The sequence below is a fragment of the Serinicoccus chungangensis genome, from assembly GCF_006337125.1.
Classification (GTDB): domain Bacteria; phylum Actinomycetota; class Actinomycetes; order Actinomycetales; family Dermatophilaceae; genus Ornithinicoccus; species Ornithinicoccus chungangensis.
The window spans coordinates 1722336-1741871 of record NZ_CP040887.1; the positions used below are offsets into that span (position 1 = coordinate 1722336).

Consider the following 19536-nt stretch of genomic DNA (forward strand, 5'->3'; position numbering starts at 1 on the left):
GGCGCGGCGCGCCGTTCCCCCGCGGCCCGCTCACCGGCCGCCCACCCTGAGCAGGCCGCGCTCCACCGCGGCGGAGACGGCGGCATGGGGGGTGTCGACACCGAGCGCGGTGAGCACCACTGCGACCTGCTGGTGCACCGTGGCCTCGTCCGTCCCGAGCTCGCGGGCCATCTCCTGGACGCCGAGCCCCGCCGCCAGCAGGCGCAGCACCTCCCCGGCGCGGGGGTCGAGACCGGCGGCCGCCAACCGGTCCTCCTGCCGACGCGGGGCCGGGATGCCGTCGCCGTGGACGAACGAGCCGCGCGCCGACCGACGGACCAGCTCGAGGAGGGCCTCGATCTGTCCGTCCTTCGCCACCAGCCCGCTCACGCCGGCCTCGACGGCCCGCTGGACCAGCCGGGTGTCGGCGAAGGCCGTCAGCACGATGACGCGGGTGCGGGGCAGGTCTGCCAGCAGCTCCCGGGCGACCGCGATGCCGTCCCCGTCGCCGAGCCGCACGTCCATCAGCACGATGTCCGGGGTGAGCGCGCGCGCCTGCCGGACCGCGGAGGAGGCGTCGTGCGCCACCCCCACGCACTCCAGGTCGGGCTCGGCCGCCAGGGTCGAGGACAGCAGCTGGGCGACGAGCTGGTGGTCGTCCACCAGCAGCACCGTCTCGACCCCCTGCCCCATGTCTACCCCCGCCGTCCGACCGACCCGGCGGAACGACCCCACCGCGTCAGGGCCTCCGACGCCGCCGCCGCCAGCTCGGCGTCGAGGGCCGGAGCACGGACCCCGGGGGTGAGGTCCAAGGCCTCGCGCAGGAGCTGGAGCAGCAGCCGGAGGTGCTCGGCGTCCGCGCCACCGTCGACAGCCGGCCCGTCGTCGCGCAGGACGGTCAGGTAGAGCTCGCGCGCCTCGCGGCCGGGACGCTCCCCGAGCTCGTCCAGGAGGAGGTCCTGGAGACGGAGGAAGACCCTGATGGCCTCGGCACGCCTCCCGGTCCACCAGTGGGCCCGCATGAGCTGCGTCGCGGCCTCCTCCGACGTCGGACGCACGCCGAGGGCGCGGCTCGCGGCGGTCACCGCGAGCGTGAGGTCGCCCACGACGAGCGCCGCCCGTGAGGCGCGCAGGCACAGCGCGTACTCCGTGCGCGACCAGTCCTCGCGGGCCTCCTCCGCCCAGGGCGCGTAGGGCTCGTCCTCGAGCAGGCGGGCCGCCGCGAGATCGAGGGCCGCGGCGGCGCTCACCACGGCGGCCGCCGAGGGCTCGTCCGCTGCACGGTCCGCCAGGGCTCGTGCCTCGTCGAGGTCGACGCGCACCCGCCCCGGGTCGAGGACGTAGCCGGCCGGCGTCGTCCTCAGCGCGGACGACCGCCCGGGCCCCAGCCCCGCCGTCCGCCTCAGGACGCAGACGTCGCTGTCGAGGGTCTGCTGGAAGGACCGTGGGGGACGCCCCTCCCAGAGCACCTCGGCCAACCGGTCCTTGGACACGGGATGGCCGGGCGAGAGCGCCAGGAGCGCGAGGATGCGCGCGTGCTTGCCGGTCAGGTGCACAGCGTCGCCCTCCGGTCCCACGACACGGGTGGGGCCGAACAGCACGATCCTCGTCACCGCCATCAGCGGCTCCCTTCTGGTGCCCGCGGGTCACGGCGCGGGTAAGGACAGCGTAGGGGTCACCAGCCGTCGGCGTACAGGACCAGTGACCTGCCCCCAGAGCACCCTGGCGACGGCCAGATACATCGCCCTCGTGACGCAGCGCCGAGGGCCGTGGCCCGGGCATCGACCCGGACCACGGCCCTCCTCGCCCGCCGGCGTGGCTCCAGCCACGCGTGCTCGGCAGGAGCGGGGCTACTGCCGCTGGATGCTGGCCACCGTGGACCCGCCGCGGGTCGACTCGACGATGACCTGCGTGGCCGTGCCCGGGTTGACACCACCGCGCACGCGCACCTCCCAGTCGCCGGGAGCGCCCGCGGTGACCGGGACGCTGACGAGGCTCTCACCCACGAGAGCGCCGCGGCTGCCGTCGGCCCGGCGGACGTAGACCCGGACCGTGTTGACCGAGGTGACCGATGCCGTCCCGGCGACCCGCCACTCCGCCTTCCCGGCGCGGTACTGCGCCGAGGAGACGGTCAGGACGTCGACGACCTGGCTGACGCCGACCTCGGTGCTCGCGGTCACGCCGTCGGCGTTGGTGACGGTCAGCTCGAAGGTCAGCGGCGCCGGGGTAGCGGGCATGGTGAACGAGAACGCCGACGCCGAGGGTTCGATGACGACCGGTGCGCCGCCCGTCTGGGTCCAGGCGTAGCTCACCGCGTTCTGGCTCGCGGCTCCGGAGACCGTGACCTTCTGCCCCACCATGGCGGCGGACGGACTCGCGCTGGCGGTCGCCACCGGCGCGGGGGCCGGGGGCCGCTCGGCGAGCACCTCGACCACGAACGGCGCGGTGGTGCTCGTCTGACCGGCCGGACCTGTGGCGGTCAGCGTCACCTCGAGCGTCCCGCCCTCGGCGGGAGCGGTGAACGTGACCCGGTCGCTCGTGGCGCCGGTGATGCCGACGTCCGGACCACCGGTCTGCTCCCACCGCAGGCTCTCGGCGTTGAGCGACGCGTCGCTCAGCGTGACCTCATCGCCGGCGACCGCCTGGACTGGACCGGAGATCGCGGCGATCGTCGCCGCGCGCTCCCCGGCGGGTCCGCCGCCGACGGTGACGGCGGCGGTGTCCTTGCCCCCGCCGGAGGACGTCACGGTCACGGTGGCCGGGGCGGCGCCCGTCTCCACGGTCGCGGCGCCGTGGTCGAGGGTGACCGGCTCCCCGACCCCGGTGAGGGTCAGCGTGGGTGGGTCGACCTCGTCGGTCGAGGACGCCCGGACGGTGAGCCTGTCCTGGTCGGTGTCGTACGTCGCTTCCGTGATGGTGACGCCGTCCGTGACGGGGAGGGACCGGGATGCGTGCGGCTCGTCCGTCTCGTTGGTGAACGTGACGGTCGAGGGCGTCGTCGCCCCCAGCGCGACACGACCGAAGTAGCGGTTGCCGTCGGCGTCGAGGGTGGTCCTGCTCACGCCGCTGCCGGAGACGCTGACCGACCTGAAGGTGCCGGTCGTGGCGAAGACGTCGAGGTAGCGGCCGTCCCCGTTCTCGACCAGGGTCGCCGCCCGTGGTTCGATGCCGGTGTTCGTCGACACCTTGCCCATGACGGAGAACTCGTCGGTCGTCGCCAGCAGCACCTTCTCCCCGGTGTCGAGCACCTGCTCGACGCGGAAGTAGTTGGTGTCGTAGGGGCTGCCGGTCACCGTCGTCAGCGCGCCGGGGTCACCGACGTAGGTCCCCAGGTCGGTCGTGACCAGTCCACCGGTGGACACGAGGAAGGGGTTGATCCGGGACCGCAGCGCCAGCCCGAAGCTGCCGGGCGACGGGGTGATGTCCTCGACGTAGCGGAAGTCGTCGAAGTCCGAGGAGGTCACCGTGAAGGTGTCCTCGCCGTAGGGGTGGGTGACGACGTAGGTCCCCGGCTCGGGGAAGTCGATGTCGAAGCGCTGCCGTCCGAAGACCACCTGGTCCCCGTCGACCGCCTCGCCGTTGGCCATGGTCGCCTCGAGCCCGCTGGTCAGGGTCGCGCTGCCGCCTCCGGGCATGTCCAGGCTCGCACCGGCCAGGAAGTAGAACGACTCCAGCGGCCAGTTCTCCGGGAAGCTCACCGGGGCGTCCGGGTCGGGCATCTCGCCGCGCAGGAAGGCCGGGTCGCAGTAGGGGTCCTCGATGTCGAGGCACTGCTGCAGCCGGAGGCCGTTGCTGTCCTCGTACCACGTGGGGTAGCCGTGCTCGCCGCTGACGGGTCCGAAGGCGGCGAGCTGGACCGGGTTGGGCCTCGTGACGGTCGCGAGCGCCGCGCCGGTGCCGGTCGCCAGCAGCGCTGCCGCGACCGAGACCGAGACGAGGCGGCGGCGTCCGTCGCGACGTGCAGGGTGCAGGCGCCGGCCAGGCCGCGCCCGCAGGAGCTGGTGGATGGTCATGATGGGTCTCCTTCGACGATGTCGGGTCTCGGGGTGGGATGGGCGTGGTGGCGGTCGGGGCCGGCCGGATCGGGGCTCAGGGGTCGATCACCGTCCCCCGCACGGCCTCCAGCGGGACCGGCCCGTAGGTGCGTGAGTCGATGGAGTCGAAGCGGTTGTCCCCGAGGACGAACAGCTCGTCGGCACCGACGACCACCGGCCCGAAGAAGACGCCGTCCAGGGTGCGCAGATCCACGTACGGCTCCTGGACCGCCTCGCCGTTCACGTGCAGCACCGCGTCCTCGATGCGGACGGTGTCGCCCTCGAGCCCCACGACCCTCTTGATGACCGGTCCGTCCGGGCTGTCGAAGAGCACCAGGTCCTGGTACCCCGGGTCCTGCCAGGTCAGCGAGACACGCTCGACGAGCACCGTTGACCCCTCCGGCAGGGTCGGCGCCATGGAGTCGGAGACGACCTCGAACGGGGTCACCACCCACGTGCGCACCACCAGGACCAGCCCCAGGACCAGCAGCGAGGCGAACGCCCACCGCCAGCCGGAGGCATGCCTGCGACGTCCCGGGGCGGCGGGTCCACCGGCCCGGTCCGGGCCGGCCAGGACGGTACTCACCGGTCGTCCGGCTCGGTGTCGATGGCGGGCCGCGCGGCGGCGATCGGGTCGTGCGGGTCGGGGGCACCGGCACTGAGCCCGACCCGGAACTGGCCCATCATGTCGTGGTCTTCGTGCGGGAGGTTGTGGCAGTGCACCATGTAGCGGCCCTCACGCTCGAAGCGCATGAGCACCCGCACCTTCTCGTCCGGTCCGACGTAGACGACGTCCTTGGGTCCGCGTTCCCACGCGAACGGCGCCTTGCCGTTGCGGCTGACGATCTGGAAGTCGACGAGGTGGATGTGCAGGGGGTGGAACCACCCGCCCGAGCTGGTGTGCAGGTCCCACATCTCCACCGAGTGCAGTCCCGGATCAGCCAAGACCTTCGTGTACCCGCTGGCGATCACGTCCTGCCACGTGGTGCCGTTGATGTTCCAGACGTTGGTGACGTCGCTCTTCTTGAGCTCCAGGTACCGGGTCTTCACGCTCTGCGAGGGGGTCAGGCTCATCGCCTCGCTCCCGACCAGGCTCGTCGGGATCGTCCGCCAGGTCGGGTCGCTGGTGTCGACCGGGTCGTCGACCACCTGGAAGGCCATGATCTTCCCGGTGTGGTCGAAGTCGACGTTCTTGGGGTTGCTGGAGTTGAGGAGGTTCACCTGCGTGCCCGGGGCGTACCTGCTGAAGTCGACGAGGAACTCGTAGCGCTCGGCCGGTGCGTGCCGCCACGTCGTGACCGACCGCGTGGTCGGCATGAGGCCCCCGTCGGTGGCGACCATGTGCACGGCGTCGCCGGTGCTGAGGTAGGGCCGGTAGGAGCGGGAGATCGAGGCGTTGAGCACACGGAAGCGGTACACGCGTCGCTTCACCTTCATCACCGGCCACGGCTGACCGTTGACCAGGACGACGTCACCCCACAGCCCGGAGTGGTCCTTGTCGTCGAACCGGGCGCGACCGTCGGACTCGAACATGATGTCGCTGAGGGTCATGGCCACGTCGAACTCGCCCTGGGGCAGGAGCGCGCGCTCGGCCTCGTCCCGGATGTGGTACTGCGCGGCCAGGCCCGAGTACACGTTGCGCGTGGTCAGGTGGGTGGCGTGGTCGTGGTACCAGATGGTGCGCGCCGGCTGGTCGTTCTCGTAGACGTACTCCTTCGCGTAGCCCGGGATCGTGCGGTCGTCGGCGTAGCCGTCGTACTCCGGCAGGGAGGCGTGCCCGTGGAGGTGGGTCGAGAGGACGAGGCCGCTTTCGTGGGAGTGCTCCAGCCCCTCGGGGTGCTGCACGCCGTAGAGCCTGTTGCGGACCTTGAGGTGCACCCGGGTGCCCCGCTCGACCGAGATGGTCGGGCCGGGGACCGAACCGTTGTAGCCGATGACCGGCGTGGACAGGTTCGGCAGGATCTGGGCGGTGCCGACCCTGGCCGAGACGGCATACTTCTCGACGCGCACGCCGTCGTCCCAGCCGACCTCGTAGGGGGCGAGCCTGGGCAGGGGCCGGAAGGCCGCACGGTAGGCGCGGGGGAAGTTGCGGTCCGACAGCCCGCTCGCGCTCTTGGTGAGGACCTCGTTGCCCAGGGGGCGGGTGAGCCCGGTGTAGCCCATGACGCCCAGTGCCCCCAGGCCGGTGGCGGTCAGGACGCTTCGTCGTGTCAGGTCCATGGTGTCTCTACCCCTGTCGTGCTCAGGTCGGCTGCGGATGGCGCGTCCTGGCGGCGCCGAGCAGGTCACGGGTCCGTCACCGGCAGGACATCGACGACTGTGCCGCGCCGGCCTTGCGCGAACCTTGCGCGGCGGGGCTGACGGGGCTGGTGCGGCGTCCCGACCCTCGACCGCCCCGGCGGGGGCGCCCTACGATGCACCTGTCAGGTCGACCCCCCGGGTCGGCCGCCGTGACCGCGGAGGGTCAGTGGACGGACCTGCGCCAGCTTCCTCACCGCCCCGGGTGGACGGGCGGGACGGCCGCGCGCCCCGGGTCCCGGTCCTGGGGTGGGCCGCTCTCGCGGTGCTCGTCCTCGCGGTCGTGCTGGGGCTCTGGACCACCGGCGCGGCCCGGCCGCCGGCGCTCGCCGATCCCGGTGCGGCGGTCCGGTGGGGCCTCCCCGTGGTCACCGGTCTCGGCCGCGGCGCCGCCGCCCTCGCCGTGGGCGCTCTGCTGCTGTGCGTGGCGGTGGTGTCCGCGACGGCACAGGCCGCGCTGTGGGAGAGACTGCGGCGGCTGGCCGTGGTGGCCGCCGGCCTCTGGACGGCCCTGCTGGCGGCCCAGCTGGTCCTGACCTTCCGGGACGTGCTCGGGGGCGCGCACCTGACCGCGCCTGCCGAGCAGGTCCAGGCCTTCCTCGACCTGGGCGCGAGTCGATCGTTGGTCGCCGCGACGGTGCTGACGGCGCTGGTCGCCGTCGCCGGCCTCGTCTCGCGCCAGCCCGGCGAGACGGCGCTCGGCCTGCTGCTCTCCGCGGCCGCCCTGCTCCAGCTGGCCGGGGTCGGTCACACCGGTGGGACCAGCGCCCATGGGGCCGCCGTCCTCGGCCTGTGGCTGCACACCCTCGCCGCCTGCGTCTGGGTGGGCGGCCTCGCCGTGCTGGTCCTGGTCGTCGCCCCCGGGCTCGGACCTGGCTCCCGCCCCGAGCGCGCCCATCACCCGGGGACCGGTCTGGCCGTCCTGGCGGGCCGGTACTCCACCGTGGCCGCGTGGGCCTTCGCGGTGCTCCTCCTCTCCGGCGTGTTCAGCCTGGTGGTCCGGCTGGAGGACCCGACCGCCCTCCTCGAGACCTCCTGGGGTCGGCTCGTCGCCGTCAAGGTGGTGCTCCTCGCCCTGCTGGGGCTCGTCGGCGCCCTGCACCGACGGCATACCCTGACGCTGCTGGCGCAGGGCCGGCCGGGCGCCTTCCGACGTCTCGCGGCCGCGGAGGTCCTGCTCATGGCCCTCGTCCTCGGCCTGTCCTCCGTCCTCGCCCGCACGCGGCCACCCCACGCCGCGGCGGAGGCGGACGACCCGGTCGTGGTGCTGACCGGGTATGCCGCTCCTCCGCCCCCCTCGATCCTCACCACGGTGACGCAGGTCCGGGTCGAGCCGGTCACGCTGCTGCTCGCCGGCTCGGCCCTGCTGGTCTACCTCCGGTGGGTCGGCCGGGCCCGGGCGCAGGGGGTGTCCTGGCCACGGCACCGGACCGTGGCCGCCGTCGTGGGGCTCGCGGGCTTCACCTGGGTCACGAACGGGGCCCCGGCGGTGTACGGGTCCGTGCTGCTCAGCGCCCACCTCGCCCAGCAGCTGACCCTCCTGGCCGTCCTCCCGAGCCTGTCCGTCGTGGCGGCCCCGGTCACGCTGGGGCTGCAGGTGCTGCCCGTCCGGGCCGACGGCTCCCTGGGCCCCCGTGAGTGGCTGGAGCGGGCGGTGGCGAGCCAGGCCACACGGTTGCTGACGCGCCCTGTCGTCGCCGGCGTCCATGCCGGGGCGGCCCTGGCGGTCCTCACCCTCACGCCGGTGCGGCGGCTGCTGCTGACCAGTGACGTGGCCACCGTGGTCGCGCTCCTCTACCTGAGCGCCGTGGGGGTCCTGCTCGCCGTGGCGCTGACCCGGGAGGACGCCGTGACGCGGCGGTGGGCGGCCCAGCTGCCGGCGCTGCTGCCCCTCCTCGGGGTCGTGCTCCTGCTCGGGCTGGGGCTGCGCTCGAGCGTGGTGCTGGTCGAGCCCTGGTACTACGGCCGGGTGGCGCTGCCCTGGGTCGCGAACCCGCTCGTCGACCAGCGGGTGGCCGGTGACGTGGTCCTCGTCCTGGCCGCGGCGGCCGCCCTCACCCTGGGCTGGCTCGCGAGCACCACCCGGGGTTGGTCCGCCGGGCACGACAAGGCCCCCGGACCGGTGGTCCAGGGGCTTCGTGGTCCTCGTCGAGGACGACGTGTCCGGAGGGGGACTTGAACCCCCACGCCCGTTAAGGGCACTAGCACCTCAAGCTAGCGCGTCTGCCATTCCGCCACCCGGACAAGGGTGTCGCCGCGGCACCTGTGGGAAGTGCGCAACGACCGTCAAGGCTAGCACGCCCGGGAGGTGCCGCACGCCACCACCGCGGGGAGGCGTCAGGAGGGTGGGGCCGGCGCGTCCCGCCACTCCGGGGGGTCCGCCTGGTGCAGCGCGGGGTCGTCGTCGGCGAAGGTCCGGACCGGTCCCGGGCCGGTGCGCGGCCCCTCGAAACGCACCGTCACCACCCCGCGTCCGCTGCCCCACACCCAGCCGGCGCCGTGGTCGTCGTGCCGCACGTCCTGCCCCGTACGCCACCCCAGCTGCGGCCGGCCCGCGGCCGCGCCCGGCTCCTCCCCGAGGTCGGAGGACCCGGCCGGCGCCACGCCCTCGAGCGGCGTCGACCCGTCGACGTCCGGCAGCTCCACGGCCCCCACCACGGGGTAGGTCGTGTCCAGCGTGAGCTCCTCCTGCGCGTGGGCGGTGAGCCCGGCCACGCCGAGCCCGAGGAGCCGCAGCCCGCTCGTGACGTCGACCGACCCGAGCAGCCGCCGGCCCTCGCGCAGGATGATCGCCGCGTCCCCCGTGGCGAAGGGCAGCGTGCCCGACCGCGTCTGGGTGGTGAAGTCGTGCTGGCGCGCCTTGACGGTGATGGTGCGGGCGAAGACGCCGGCCTTCTCCAGCCGCTGCGCGAGCCCCTGGGACATGCGCCCCAGCTCGGACTCCAGCCGGCCCCGGTCGGCCACGTCGGTCTCGAAGGTCTCCTCCACCGAGATCGACTTCGCCTCGCGCTCCACGACCACCGGGCGGTCGTCCTCGGCCCGGGCCAGCCGGTGCAGCGCACCGCCGTGGGCGGTGCCGAAGATCGACACGAGGTCGGGCTCGGACATGCGGGCGAGGTCGGCGACGGTGTCGACGCCGAAGCTGTGCAACCGGGCCCCGGTCGCCGGCCCGATGCCCGGGATGGCGCGCACCGACAGGGCGTGGAGCACCTCCAGCTCTTCCCCCGGGCGCACCACGGTCACGCCGGCCGGCTTGTCCATCTCGCTGGCCAGCTTGGCCATCATCTTGCTGGGCGCCAGGCCGACCGACGCGGTCAGCCCGCCCGTCGCCGCGGTGATCTCGGCGAGCAGGCCCCGGCACCACCGCTCGAGGTCGGCGGCGTCCCAGCCGAGCGGGCCCTCGGGCGGGGTGAGATCGACATACGCCTCGTCCACCGACACCTGCTCGACCAGCCTCGAGCGCTCCCGCAGGAGGCCCATGACGACCGCCGACGACGCCCGGTATGCCGCGTAGCGACCGGACAGGAACGCCGTCCCGGGCGGGCAGCGACGCCGGGCCTCGATGGTGGGCATCGCGGAGCGCGCGCCGAACCGTCGCGCCTCGTACGACGCCGTGGACACCACGCCCCGGCCGCCGAGCCCACCGACGATGACCGGACGGCCCCGCAGCGAGGGCTTGTCGCGCTGCTCGACGGCGGCGAAGAACGCGTCGAGGTCGAGGTGCATGATGCACCGACGTCCTTCGCTCGCCATGGCGTCCACTGTGCCACCCGCCCCCGACACCCGGACCACCACGTGCGGGCCCGCGGCGGTCGCGTTAGGTTCGGTGACATGAGTCTGGAGCGCACCCTTGCCCCCCACCCGATCGACACCCTCCCGGCCGCGCCGGCCGAGCTGCAGGTGACCAGCACGGACTTCACCGACGGCTCGCCCCTGCCGGAGTCGGCCGGGTATGCCCAGGGCAACACCTCTCCGCAACTGTCCTGGTCCGGGGCCCCCGAGGGCACGCGGTCCTACCTGCTGGTCTGCCACGACCCGGACGCCCCGGTCGTCGGCGGCTTCTCCCACTGGGCGGTCCTCGGCCTCCCCGCGGACGTCACGTCGCTGGCCACCGGTGCCGGCGAGCAGGGTCACGACCTCGGCGGGGGCGCCATGACGCTCGCCAACGACTTCGGCACCCACGACTGGGCCGGCTGCGCGCCGCCGGAGGGCGACGTGCCGCACCGCTACGTCTTCACCGTCTGGGCGCTGGACACCGACGACACCGGGCTCGACGCGTCGAGCTCGCTGGCCAAGGCCCAGTTCATGACCCTGGGCAATGTGCTGGCCCGCGGCTCGATCACCGGCACCTACCAGCTGTGACCCTCACCTGGACCCCGGCCCTGGGGCGCCCCGAGCTGCTCGCGGGTCCGGTCCGGCAGACCCTCGAGGCGATGGCCGCCGACGGGGAGGACGTCACCGCCGTCGAGGTGGCCGGGATCGACCCCGACCACGCCGACACGGCCGTCCTGGTGGAGGCGACCGGCTGGGACCTGCGCGACATGGCCAACTGCATCGTCATCGCCGGGGCGCGCGCCGGCGAGGAGCGGGTGTGCGCGGCGCTGGTCCTCGGGCACACCCGCGCCGACGTCAACACGACGGTGCGCAAGCGGCTCGACGTGCGCAAGTGCTCGTTCATGCCGATGGACGACGCCGTCGGGCGGACCGGGATGGAGTACGGCGGCATCACCCCGCTCGGTCTGCCGGACGACTGGCCGGTGCTCGTCGACGCGCGCGTCGTGGACCGCCCGCAGATCGTCGTGGGATCGGGCCTGAGGCGCAGCAAGCTGCGGCTGCCCGGGGCGCTGGCCGCCCGGCTGCCGGGCGCCGAGGTCGTCGACGGGCTGGCGCGGGAGATCGACGCCTGACCACCGGCGTCCCGTGAGGGTCCGGCACGGGGCCGAGACGCACGGGACCGGGCGCGGCGCCTCGCCTCTGGAAGCGCTCTCCCCCGCGCGCCTCGCACCACGTGCGCGGACGTGCGTCAGGCTGTCCCGGTGAGCATCATCGACGGAACCACGCCGACCTCCCGGGCCGAGGACCGCAGCGCCTACCGCGCGGTCACCCTCTTCCCCCTCCTCGTGCTGCTGGCCGGGGTCGTGGGGTATGTCCTCGCCGGCCCGGTGTCCGGGGGCGCCGGGCTCATCACCCCGCTGCTCGGGGTCATCATGTTCGGGATGGGGCTCACCCTGACCCTGCCGGACTTCGCCCTCGTCGTGCGCCGCCCGCTGCCGGTGCTGCTCGGGGTCGCGGCGCAGTACGCCGTGATGCCCCTCGTGGGCCTGCTCGTCGTCACCCTGCTGCGGCTCCCGGACGAGATCGCCGCCGGCGTCATCCTCGTCGGCTGCGTGCCGGGCGGCACCGCCAGCAACGTCGTCGCCTACCTCGCCCGGGCCGACACGGCCCTCTCCGTCACCATGACCTCGGTGTCGACGCTGCTGTCGCCCCTGCTCACGCCGCTGCTGACCCTGTGGCTGGTCGGCGAGCGGCTGCCGGTGGACGGCTGGGGCATGGCCCGCACCATCGTCGTCATCGTGCTCGTGCCGGTGGTCCTGGGGCTCCTCGTCCGCCTGCTCGTGCCGTCCCTGGTGCGGCGGGTGCTGCCGTTGATGCCGTGGTTCTCGGTCCTCGTCATCTGCGTCGTCGTGGCTCTCGTGGTCTCCCTCTCGGCCGACCAGCTCCTCGAGGCCGGGCTGCTCGTCGCCGCGGCCGTGGTTCTGCACAACCTCCTCGGCCTCGGCATCGGGTATGCCGTCGGCCGTGCCACCGGGGTCGGCGAGCGGTCGGCGCGCACCATGGCGATCGAGGTGGGGATGCAGAACTCCGGGCTCGCCTCGGGCCTCGCGGCGACCTTCTTCACCCCGGTCGCGGCGCTGCCGGGAGCGGTCTTCTCGATCTGGCACAACCTCTCCGGGGCCGTGCTCGCAGGGTGGTTCCGGCGCCGCGACGCCCGGCAGGACGTCCAGCAGGACGGCTGAGCGCGGCGGCACCCTTCAGACGGGACGCACACCGCGGCCGACACCGACCGTGCGCGGTCGTGGCCCCTGGAGGGCCATCTCCGCGCACGACCCGCGACGGACGGGCCCACCTCGGGCTACCGTGCCGCGACCGCCTTCGGGTCCCGCACGTGGACCACGCCCTCGGTGCGGCGGATCTCGAAGAGCTCGGTCGCCTCGAGCAGGCCGCTGAGCTTGGCGTAGCCGTGGTTGCGCTCGTCGAAGGACGACTGGTTGCGGATGGCGGCACCCACCGCGCCGAGGTGCGACCAGCCGTCCTCCTGCGCGGTGGCGGCGACGGCGCCGCGCAGGAGCCTGACCAGGGCCGTGTCGCCGCGGAGCTGGTTCCGGGTCCGACGCGCCTGCGGTGCGTCGGGTGTCGCCTCCTCGCCGAGCTCGTCGAGGTAGAGGAAGGCGGTGCACGCGCTGACGAGGGCGTCGGCCGCCTTGCGCTCGCCGAATCCCATCACCTGCATGCTCGAGTGCCGCAGCCTCATGACCAGCGGCGTGAAGTCCGCGTCGCTCGACACCACGGCGAACCCGTCGGCCTGTCCGGCGTGCAGGATGTCCATGGCATCGATGACCATGGAGATATCGGCGGCGTTCTTGCCCTTGGCGTAGGCGAACTGCTGGACCGGGTGGAGGGCGTGCTCCGCCAGCACCGACCGCCAGGAGCTGAGCTGTGGCGAGGTCCAGTCGCCGTAGGCCCGACGGATGTTGCAGGATCCGTGCCGCGCCACCTCGGCGAGGATGTCCTGGATCGTGGCGGCCGGGGCGTTCTCCGCGTCGATGAGCAGCGCGATCCGTGACGTCGTTGTGGCCATGCGCAGACGCTACCGTCCGGCCGCGACCGCGTCAGCCGTCGCGAGGAGCCCGGGCGAGGTCGCGCCTCAGCGCGGCCGGACCGCCCAGAACGCCACGGCTGAGGCGGCCGCGACGTTGAGGCTGTCCACGCCGCCGCCCATGGGGATCCGGACCACGAGGTCCGCCGACTCCACGGTCCGCGGCGAGAGCCCGTCGCCCTCGGTGCCGAGCACCAGCGCGAGACGCTCCGGCGGCCCGGCCTCCAGCTCGTCGAGGTCGACGGCGTCCTCGGCGAGGGCCAGCGCGGCCACGGTGAAGCCCTCCTCGCGGAGCACGTCGACCCCGCCGGGCCACGGGTCGATCCGCGTCCAGGGCACCTGGAAGACGGTGCCCATGGAGACCCGCACCGCCCTGCGGTAGAGCGGGTCCGCGCAGCGCGGGGTCACCAGCACGGCGTCCACGCCCAGGGCCGCGGCCGAGCGGAAGGCGGCCCCCACGTTGGTGTGGTCCACCACGTCCTCCAGGACGGCGACCCTGCGGGCCCCGGCCACGACCTCTGCCACGCCCGGCAGCGCGGGCCGGTGCATGGCCGCGATGGCCCCGCGGTGCAGGTGGAAGCCGGTCATCTCCTCGATGACGCCCGGGCTCCCGACATACACCGGTATGCCGCCCGCCAGCGCCGGACGGACGAGCTCGGTGAGCTCGGTGGCCCAGCGCGGCGTGAGGAGCAGCGAGCGCATCCGGTGGCCGGAGGCCAGCGCGCGCCGGATGACCTTGTCGGACTCGGCGAGGTAGAGCCCCTCCTGCGGCTCCAGCACCCGGCGCAGCGCCACGTCGGTGAGCTGGAAGTAGTCGCGCACCCGGGGATCGCGCGGGTCCTCGACCCACACGGCGCCGGGCGGGAGGTCTGCGGGAGCCTCGCTCATGTCAGCAGCAGGTTGACGATCGCCACCGTGCCGATGACGACGATGACGCCGCGCAGCACGGCCGGCGGCAGCCGTCGGCCCACCCGGGCCCCGAGGAGCCCCCCGAGGATGGACCCGATCCCGATGAGCAGGACCACCGTCCAGTCCACGAGGTCCGGCGCGACCACCAGGAAGACCAGCGCCGCCACGAGGTTGGCGATGGTCGCCAGCACGTTCTTGATGCCGTTGATCTGCTGCAGGCCCAGCGGCAGCAGGATGCTCATGATCCCCAGCAGCAGCACCCCCTGCGCCGCGCCGAAGTAGCCGCCGTAGACCCCGGACAGCAGGATGCCGACCACGAGCGCGACCCACCGGCCCGGGGTGATGCGGTCGGCGTGCCGGCGGGCGGCCCAGCGCTGCAGCCGCGGCCCGAGCACGACGAGCAGCAGGGCCACGAGGATGAGGACGGGCACGATCGTCTCGAACGCCGCCGCCGGCAGCACCAGCAGGAGCAGGGCGCCGATGACCGACCCCACCAGGCTCGCCGGCCCCAGGCGCCAGAGCATCGGGCCCAGCGAGCGCAGCTCGTGACGGTAGCCCCACGTCCCCGCGACGCCTCCGGGCACCAGACCCAGGGAGTTGGAGATGTTGGCCGAGACCGGGGCATACCCGAAGAGCAGCAGCACCGGGAAGGTCACCAGCGTGCCGGACCCGACGATCGTGTTGATGGTGCCCGCCGCCAGCCCGGCCAGGACGATAGCGAGGACCTCGAGGACGCTCACGCGGTGGTGCCGGGCACCGACCCCGACCCCGACGCCGGCACCGGGGTCGCGGCGCGGGCCGACCAGCGGTCCCCGTGGCGGTCGACGACGAGCGGTATGCCGAAGGTCGCCGAGAGGTTCTCGGCCGTCAGCGTGAGCTCGATCGGGCCGGCGGCGACCACCGTGCCCTCGCGCAGCATGAGGATGTCGGTGAAGCCGGGCGGGATCTCCTCGACGTGGTGCGTGACCAGCACCAGCGCCGGGGCGTCCAGGTCCTCCGCGAGCAGGCTGAGCCGCCCGACCAGGTCCTCCCGGCCCCGCAGGTCGAGGCCTGCGGCCGGCTCGTCGAGCAGCATGAGCTCGGGGTCGGTCATGAGGGCCCGGGCGATCTGCACCCGCTTGCGCTCGCCCTCGGAGAGGGTGCCGAACCGGCGGGTCGCCAGGTGCGCCACCCCGAGCGCCTCGAGGAGCTCGGCGGCGCGCTGGTCGTCGGTCTCGTCGTACTGCTCGCGCCAGCGGCCGACCACCCCGTAGGCGGCGGTGACCACGACGTCGCTGACCCGCTCCTCGTCGGGGATGCGGTCGGCGACGGCGGCGCTGGAGACCCCGATCCGGGGGCGGAGCTCGAAGACGTCGACGGCCCCCAGCACCTCACCCAGGACCCCGGCGACACCGGTGGTGGGGTGCATGCGGCCGGAGGCGAGCTGGAGCAGCGTGGTCTTGCCGGCCCCGTTGGGCCCGATGACGACCCACCGCTCCCCCTCCTCGACCGACCAGTCCACCCCGCTGAGCAGGTCGGTCGTGCCACGCCGGACCCCGACACCGGCGAATTCCAGGACATCGCTCATGGCGGGCCACTCTAGTCGGGGCCGAGGTGTCTACCATCGCCCCCATGCCTGATCACGAGCTGCCGGCGAGCGTGCGGGTGGCCCTGTGGGCCACCGCGGCCTTCGCCGGGCGCGCCGACGTGTCCACGGTCGCCGCCCGGGCCCTGCCCGACGTCGACCACGTGGAGGGCCTGACCGAGCCGTTGGGCATGTGGCAGAGCCTCGGCGAGCGGGCCGTGCTCGTGGCTCTGCCCCGTCCGGGCGACCTCACCGGTATGCCGCGGGGCTCGGCGGACCTGCACGCCGCCGCCAGCGCGGCGGCCGAGTGCGTCTTCATCCCGGGCCTGGGCGGGGCGCTGGTGCCCGAGCTGGAGCTGTTCGGGCCGGAGGGCGACCAGGGCTGGTCCGCGCGCTGGACGCTGCACGACGCCGAGCCCTTCCCCACGCACCGGGTGGAGGCGCTCGACCTCGGTCAGGTCGAGCTGGGCCTGCGGACCGAGCTGGCCGCGCACACCGACGCCCTCCTCGAGGCGGGTGGCGCGCCCTTCGGCGCCGCGGCCCAGGAGCGCCTGGCGGGCCTGCGCCGCACGTCGCAGGCCGAGCCCTGGGGGCTGCCCACCGGCCTCCCGGGCCGGGCCCAGCGGCTCATCGCCCTCGCCGCCGGGGTCCTGACGCTCACCGACGCCGGGCTGGACCCCGCGCTGGAGTCGGTCGACCTGGCGACCACGAGCTCGCGCGGACAGACGCTGCGGCGCCTGCAGGCCGTGGCCGCCACGGCGCTGACCGACGCGACGAACACCGCCGTCCTGCACCTCGCCGGCTGGCGCTAGCGAGGACCGGGGCGCCCCGCCCTCAGTCCGCGACGGCGAGCAGCGTCTCGCAGGCCTCCGCGCACTCGCGGCAGGCCTGCGCGCAGGCGCGGCAGTGGTCCATCTCGTGGCTGCCGCACTCGTCGGCGCACTCGCGGCAGACCGCGATGCACGCCCGCACGACCTCCTCCCAGCTGTCCCCGTTGGGCCCCGGGCGGGAGAGGATGTCGGCGGTGGTGCGGCAGATGGCGGCGCACTGGTTGCACAGGTCGATGCACCGGACCATGTCGCCGGCGTGGCCTCCGCGCAGGCAGGCGTCCGCGCAGGACGCGCAGGTGCTCGCGCAGGCCGACGCCGCCTCGATGGCGGCCCGCAGCTGGGGAAGGTCGAAGGTGTCGCGGTCCGGGTGCATGCTGAGGATGTCGCTCATGGTGCGACCGTAGGACCGTCCGCCGCGGTCTGCGACCGGAGGCGCCCGGCCTCAGCCGAGCTCGGGCAGGTCCGGGGCACGGCCCTCCAGGACGGCGCGGTAGACCTCGACGGTGCGCTCGGCCACCGTGGTCCAGCTGAACTGCTCGACCGCCCGTGCCCGACCGGCCTCGCCCCGCCGGCGCGCCTCCTCGGCGTCCGAGCAGGCCTCCACCAGGGCCCGGCCCAGGTCGGCGACGAAGGCGTCCTCGTCGACCGGCGTGCCGGTGCCGTCCTGGACCTGCTCGATGGGCACCAGCCAGCCGGTCTCGCCGTCGACGACAACCTCGGGGATGCCGCCCGTCGCGGTCGCGACCACCGCGGCGCCGCAGGCCATCGCCTCGAGGTTGACGATGCCGAGCGGCTCGTAGACGGAGGGGCACACGAAGACGGTGGCGTGGGAGAGCACGGCGACGACCTGGTGGCGCGGCAGCATGTCGTCGATCCACACCACGGGCGCCGCCTGCTCGCCCCGCTCGGTGCGCAGCTGGTCCACGAGGGCGATGACCTCGGCCTTGATCTCCTCGGTGTCCGGCGCCCCCGCGAGGAGCACGACCTGCACGTCGTCGTCCAGCGCGCGCAGCGCCTTGAGCAGGAAGGGCAGGCCCTTCTGCCGGGTGATCCGCCCCAGGAAGACGACGCTGCGGGCGTGCGGGTCGATCCCCTTCGACCGCACGAACTCGGCGGCGTCGTCGGAGGTGTCCCGCTGCCACAGGTCGGCGTCGATGCCGTTGTGCACCACGTGGACGGCGTCCGGGTCGACGCCGGGGTAGGCCGCCAGGATGTCGCGGCGCATGCCTGCGGAGACGGCGATGACGCCGGCCGCGCCCTCGTAGGCGACCTTCTCGACCATGGAGGAGACGGCATACCCGCCGCCGAGCTGCTCGGCCTTCCAGGGCCGCAGCGGCTCCAGGCTGTGCGCGCTGACCACGTGCGGGATCTGCGCCAGCGCACCCCCCAGGTGACCGCCCATGTTGGCGTACCAGGTGTGGCTGTGCACGAGGTCCGCGCCCCCGGTGGCGACGTCGCGCGCCATGAGGAGGTCCACGCCCAGGGTGCGCAGCGCACCGTTGGCGTCCGCGAGGTCCTCGGGCACGGCATACCCGGTCGTGCCCGGCTCGTCGGCGGGCTCGTCGAAGGCTCTGACCTGAACCTGCGTCCCGTCGACGGCTCGCAGGGCACGGGTCAGCTCGGCGACGTGGACGCCGGCTCCGCCGTAGACGTTGGGGGGGTACTCGCGGGTGAGGATGTCGATGCGCACGCCCTCAACGTAGCCCCTGGCCCCTCCCCTCGCCAGGGGTTGACGCGGCGTCTAGGTTGGTCCCATGGCAGCGCAACGAGGCAGTCGGCTCAAGGTCCTGGCGATCGTCCTGGCGGGTGGGGAGGGCAAGCGGCTGATGCCGCTGACCGCGGACCGGGCCAAGCCCGCCGTCCCGTTCGGGGGGATCTACCGCCTCATCGACTTCGCCCTGTCCAACATGGTCAACTCCGGCTACCTCAAGATCGTCGTGCTGACGCAGTACAAGTCGCACAGCCTGGACGCGCACATCACCAAGACGTGGCGTATGTCAACCCTCCTGGGCAACTACGTCGCGCCGGTCCCCGCCCAGCAGCGGCTCGGCAAGAGCTGGTTCTCCGGGTCGGCGGACGCGATCTACCAGAGCCTCAACCTCGTGCACGACGAGCGGCCGGACATCGTGGTCGTCGTCGGCGCCGACCACGTCTACCGCATGGACTTCGCCCAGATGGTCGAGCAGCACGTCGAGACCGGCGCCGGTTGCACGGTCGCGGCGATCCGGCAGCCGATCAGCCTGGCCGACCAGTTCGGGGTCATCGACGTCAACCAGGAGGACCCGCGGCAGATCCGCGAGTTCCTGGAGAAGCCGGCCGACCCGCGGGGGCTGCCCGACGCCCCGGACGAGGTGCTGGCCTCGATGGGGAACTACGTGTTCACCACCGAGGCGCTCGAGGCCGCGGTGCGGATGGACGCCCTCAACGAGGGGTCCAAGCACGACATGGGCGGTGACATCGTCCCGGCCTTCGTGGACAAGGGCGACGCCTGGGTCTACGACTTCAAGGACAACGAGATCGCCGGGGCGACCGACCGGGACCGCGGCTACTGGCGCGACGTCGGCACCATCGACTCCTACTACGACTCGCACATGGACCTGGTGTCGGTGCACCCGGTGTTCAACCTCTACAACGAGGCCTGGCCGATCTTCACGAACTACGGCCCGCACCCGCCGGCCAAGTTCGTGCACGGCTCCGGCGACCGGGTCGGGCACGCCGTGAACTCCGCGGTGTCCCCGGGGTGCGTCATCTCCGGCGCGACGGTCACCGACTCCGTCCTCTCACCGCGGGTCATGGTGCACAGCTTCAGCCACGTGACCGGCTCGGTGCTCATGGACCGGGTCGAGGTCGGGCGCTCGTGCCAGATCCACCGCGCGATCATCGACAAGGACGTCCGGGTGCCCGCCGGGGTGCACATCGGCGTCGACCACGAGCACGACCGGCAGCGGGGCTTCACGGTCACCGACTCGGGCATCGTCGTCGTCGGCAAGGGCACGGTCATCTCCGAGTAGGACCGCGCAGGACGGCCCCGGAGGAGGACCTCGG

General features: G+C 73.6%; 18 protein-coding genes and 1 tRNA gene. 6 read left to right on the forward strand and 13 right to left on the reverse strand.

All coding sequences use genetic code 11. The features are described 5' to 3' along the window. Positions 1-30 precede the first annotated feature (30 nt). The 5 genes from FHD63_RS07780 to FHD63_RS07800 all read right to left on the reverse strand — a co-directional run bounded on the left by FHD63_RS07780 (position 31) and on the right by FHD63_RS07800 (position 6233). Entirely contained in the window at positions 31-672 is a 642-nt protein-coding gene (locus FHD63_RS07780) for a response regulator transcription factor (RefSeq protein WP_139721504.1), read from the reverse strand. 2 nt (positions 673-674) lie between these two features. Further along, on the reverse strand, positions 675-1598 hold the full coding sequence (locus FHD63_RS07785) for an AfsR/SARP family transcriptional regulator (RefSeq protein WP_139721505.1): 924 nt from the start codon (positions 1596-1598) through the stop codon (positions 675-677). 231 nt (positions 1599-1829) lie between these two features. After that, positions 1830-3992, reverse strand: a complete 2163-nt coding sequence (locus tag FHD63_RS07790; protein WP_139721507.1) for a PKD domain-containing protein — start codon at positions 3990-3992, stop codon at positions 1830-1832. A gap of 76 nt (positions 3993-4068) precedes the next feature. Further along, complete coding sequence (lepB, locus tag FHD63_RS07795) at positions 4069-4599, reverse strand: signal peptidase I (RefSeq protein ID WP_238705812.1); 531 nt, start codon at positions 4597-4599, stop codon at positions 4069-4071. Next, positions 4596-6233: a multicopper oxidase family protein gene (locus FHD63_RS07800; protein ID WP_139721509.1), complete on the reverse strand. Its 1638-nt coding sequence runs from the start codon at positions 6231-6233 to the stop codon at positions 4596-4598. Before FHD63_RS07800 ends, lepB begins: the two co-directional genes overlap by 4 nt. A 283-nt stretch (positions 6234-6516) precedes the next feature. On the opposite strand from FHD63_RS07800, the gene FHD63_RS07805 reads away from it, so the two are divergent. After that, complete coding sequence (locus FHD63_RS07805) at positions 6517-8490, forward strand: bifunctional copper resistance protein CopD/cytochrome c oxidase assembly protein (RefSeq protein WP_158296736.1); 1974 nt, start codon at positions 6517-6519, stop codon at positions 8488-8490. Here the strand turns inward: FHD63_RS07805 and FHD63_RS07810 are convergent. Both FHD63_RS07810 and FHD63_RS07815 read right to left on the reverse strand, forming a co-directional pair. Beyond that, positions 8472-8555, reverse strand: a tRNA-Leu gene (locus FHD63_RS07810). The two genes, FHD63_RS07805 and FHD63_RS07810, sit on opposite strands and share 19 nt — an antisense overlap. 93 nt (positions 8556-8648) lie before the next feature. Beyond that, positions 8649-10064 carry a DNA polymerase IV gene (locus tag FHD63_RS07815; protein WP_139721513.1) on the reverse strand — a complete coding sequence of 472 codons (1416 nt, stop codon included), beginning with the start codon at positions 10062-10064 and terminating at the stop codon, positions 8649-8651. Between the two features lie 78 nt (positions 10065-10142). On the opposite strand from FHD63_RS07815, the gene FHD63_RS07820 reads away from it, so the two are divergent. The 3 genes from FHD63_RS07820 to FHD63_RS07830 all read left to right on the forward strand — a co-directional run bounded on the left by FHD63_RS07820 (position 10143) and on the right by FHD63_RS07830 (position 12328). Continuing rightward, positions 10143-10673 (forward strand): YbhB/YbcL family Raf kinase inhibitor-like protein, encoded by a 531-nt coding sequence (locus FHD63_RS07820; protein WP_139721515.1) that lies wholly within the window; start codon positions 10143-10145, stop codon positions 10671-10673. Beyond that, the gene (locus FHD63_RS07825; RefSeq protein WP_238705583.1) at positions 10670-11218 is read left to right on the forward strand and encodes a YbaK/EbsC family protein; all 549 of its coding nucleotides are present in this window, start codon (positions 10670-10672) and stop codon (positions 11216-11218) included. The genes FHD63_RS07820 and FHD63_RS07825 overlap by 4 nt, the downstream gene beginning before the upstream one ends. A 129-nt stretch (positions 11219-11347) precedes the next feature. Further along, complete coding sequence (locus FHD63_RS07830) at positions 11348-12328, forward strand: bile acid:sodium symporter family protein (protein ID WP_139721517.1); 981 nt, start codon at positions 11348-11350, stop codon at positions 12326-12328. A gap of 116 nt (positions 12329-12444) precedes the next feature. On the opposite strand, the gene FHD63_RS07835 is transcribed toward FHD63_RS07830, so the two are convergent. The 4 genes from FHD63_RS07835 to FHD63_RS07850 all read right to left on the reverse strand — a co-directional run bounded on the left by FHD63_RS07835 (position 12445) and on the right by FHD63_RS07850 (position 15664). Continuing rightward, positions 12445-13170, reverse strand: a complete 726-nt coding sequence (locus tag FHD63_RS07835; RefSeq protein WP_139721519.1) for an NYN domain-containing protein — start codon at positions 13168-13170, stop codon at positions 12445-12447. 66 nt (positions 13171-13236) lie between these two features. Beyond that, entirely contained in the window at positions 13237-14076 is an 840-nt protein-coding gene (locus tag FHD63_RS07840) for a TrmH family RNA methyltransferase (protein ID WP_139721521.1), read from the reverse strand. Beyond that, positions 14073-14837, reverse strand: a complete 765-nt coding sequence (locus FHD63_RS07845) for a sulfite exporter TauE/SafE family protein (RefSeq protein ID WP_139721523.1) — start codon at positions 14835-14837, stop codon at positions 14073-14075. The genes FHD63_RS07840 and FHD63_RS07845 overlap by 4 nt, the downstream gene beginning before the upstream one ends. Beyond that, positions 14834-15664 (reverse strand): ABC transporter ATP-binding protein, encoded by an 831-nt coding sequence (locus FHD63_RS07850; RefSeq protein WP_058891064.1) that lies wholly within the window; start codon positions 15662-15664, stop codon positions 14834-14836. The genes FHD63_RS07845 and FHD63_RS07850 overlap by 4 nt, the downstream gene beginning before the upstream one ends. Positions 15665-15708: 44 nt before the next feature. Between FHD63_RS07850 and FHD63_RS07855 the strand changes: the two genes are divergently transcribed. Next, the gene (locus FHD63_RS07855) at positions 15709-16473 is read left to right on the forward strand and encodes a hypothetical protein (RefSeq protein WP_083518794.1); all 765 of its coding nucleotides are present in this window, start codon (positions 15709-15711) and stop codon (positions 16471-16473) included. Positions 16474-16495: 22 nt separating this feature from the next. Here the strand turns inward: FHD63_RS07855 and FHD63_RS07860 are convergent, their stop codons facing one another. Both FHD63_RS07860 and glgA read right to left on the reverse strand, forming a co-directional pair. Beyond that, complete coding sequence (locus FHD63_RS07860; RefSeq protein WP_235585591.1) at positions 16496-16882, reverse strand: four-helix bundle copper-binding protein; 387 nt, start codon at positions 16880-16882, stop codon at positions 16496-16498. 51 nt (positions 16883-16933) lie between these two features. Beyond that, a complete protein-coding gene (gene glgA, locus FHD63_RS07865) occupies positions 16934-18181 on the reverse strand; it encodes a glycogen synthase (protein WP_139721525.1) in 1248 nt (415 codons plus the stop codon). A 64-nt stretch (positions 18182-18245) separates the two neighbouring features. Between glgA and glgC the strand changes: the two genes are divergently transcribed. Then, complete coding sequence (glgC, locus tag FHD63_RS07870; protein WP_139721527.1) at positions 18246-19502, forward strand: glucose-1-phosphate adenylyltransferase; 1257 nt, start codon at positions 18246-18248, stop codon at positions 19500-19502. The last annotated feature ends 34 nt before the right edge of the window (positions 19503-19536 follow it).

Excerpts from the sequence above, each read along its gene's own strand:
- FHD63_RS07780 (WP_139721504.1), bottom strand. The coding sequence starts at position 672 with ATGGGGCAGGGGGTCGAGACGGTGCTGCTGGTGGACGACCACCAGCTC.
- FHD63_RS07785 (WP_139721505.1), bottom strand. The coding sequence starts at position 1,598 with ATGGCGGTGACGAGGATCGTGCTGTTCGGCCCCACCCGTGTCGTGGGA.
- FHD63_RS07790 (WP_139721507.1), bottom strand. The coding sequence starts at position 3,992 with ATGACCATCCACCAGCTCCTGCGGGCGCGGCCTGGCCGGCGCCTGCAC.
- FHD63_RS07800 (WP_139721509.1), bottom strand. The coding sequence starts at position 6,233 with ATGGACCTGACACGACGAAGCGTCCTGACCGCCACCGGCCTGGGGGCA.
- FHD63_RS07815 (WP_139721513.1), bottom strand. The coding sequence starts at position 10,064 with ATGGCGAGCGAAGGACGTCGGTGCATCATGCACCTCGACCTCGACGCG.
- FHD63_RS07820 (WP_139721515.1), top strand. The coding sequence starts at position 10,143 with ATGAGTCTGGAGCGCACCCTTGCCCCCCACCCGATCGACACCCTCCCG.
- FHD63_RS07835 (WP_139721519.1), bottom strand. The coding sequence starts at position 13,170 with ATGGCCACAACGACGTCACGGATCGCGCTGCTCATCGACGCGGAGAAC.
- FHD63_RS07840 (WP_139721521.1), bottom strand. The coding sequence starts at position 14,076 with ATGAGCGAGGCTCCCGCAGACCTCCCGCCCGGCGCCGTGTGGGTCGAG.
- FHD63_RS07850 (WP_058891064.1), bottom strand. The coding sequence starts at position 15,664 with ATGAGCGATGTCCTGGAATTCGCCGGTGTCGGGGTCCGGCGTGGCACG.
- FHD63_RS07855 (WP_083518794.1), top strand. The coding sequence starts at position 15,709 with ATGCCTGATCACGAGCTGCCGGCGAGCGTGCGGGTGGCCCTGTGGGCC.
- FHD63_RS07860 (WP_235585591.1), bottom strand. The coding sequence starts at position 16,882 with ATGAGCGACATCCTCAGCATGCACCCGGACCGCGACACCTTCGACCTT.
- glgC (WP_139721527.1), top strand. The coding sequence starts at position 18,246 with ATGGCAGCGCAACGAGGCAGTCGGCTCAAGGTCCTGGCGATCGTCCTG.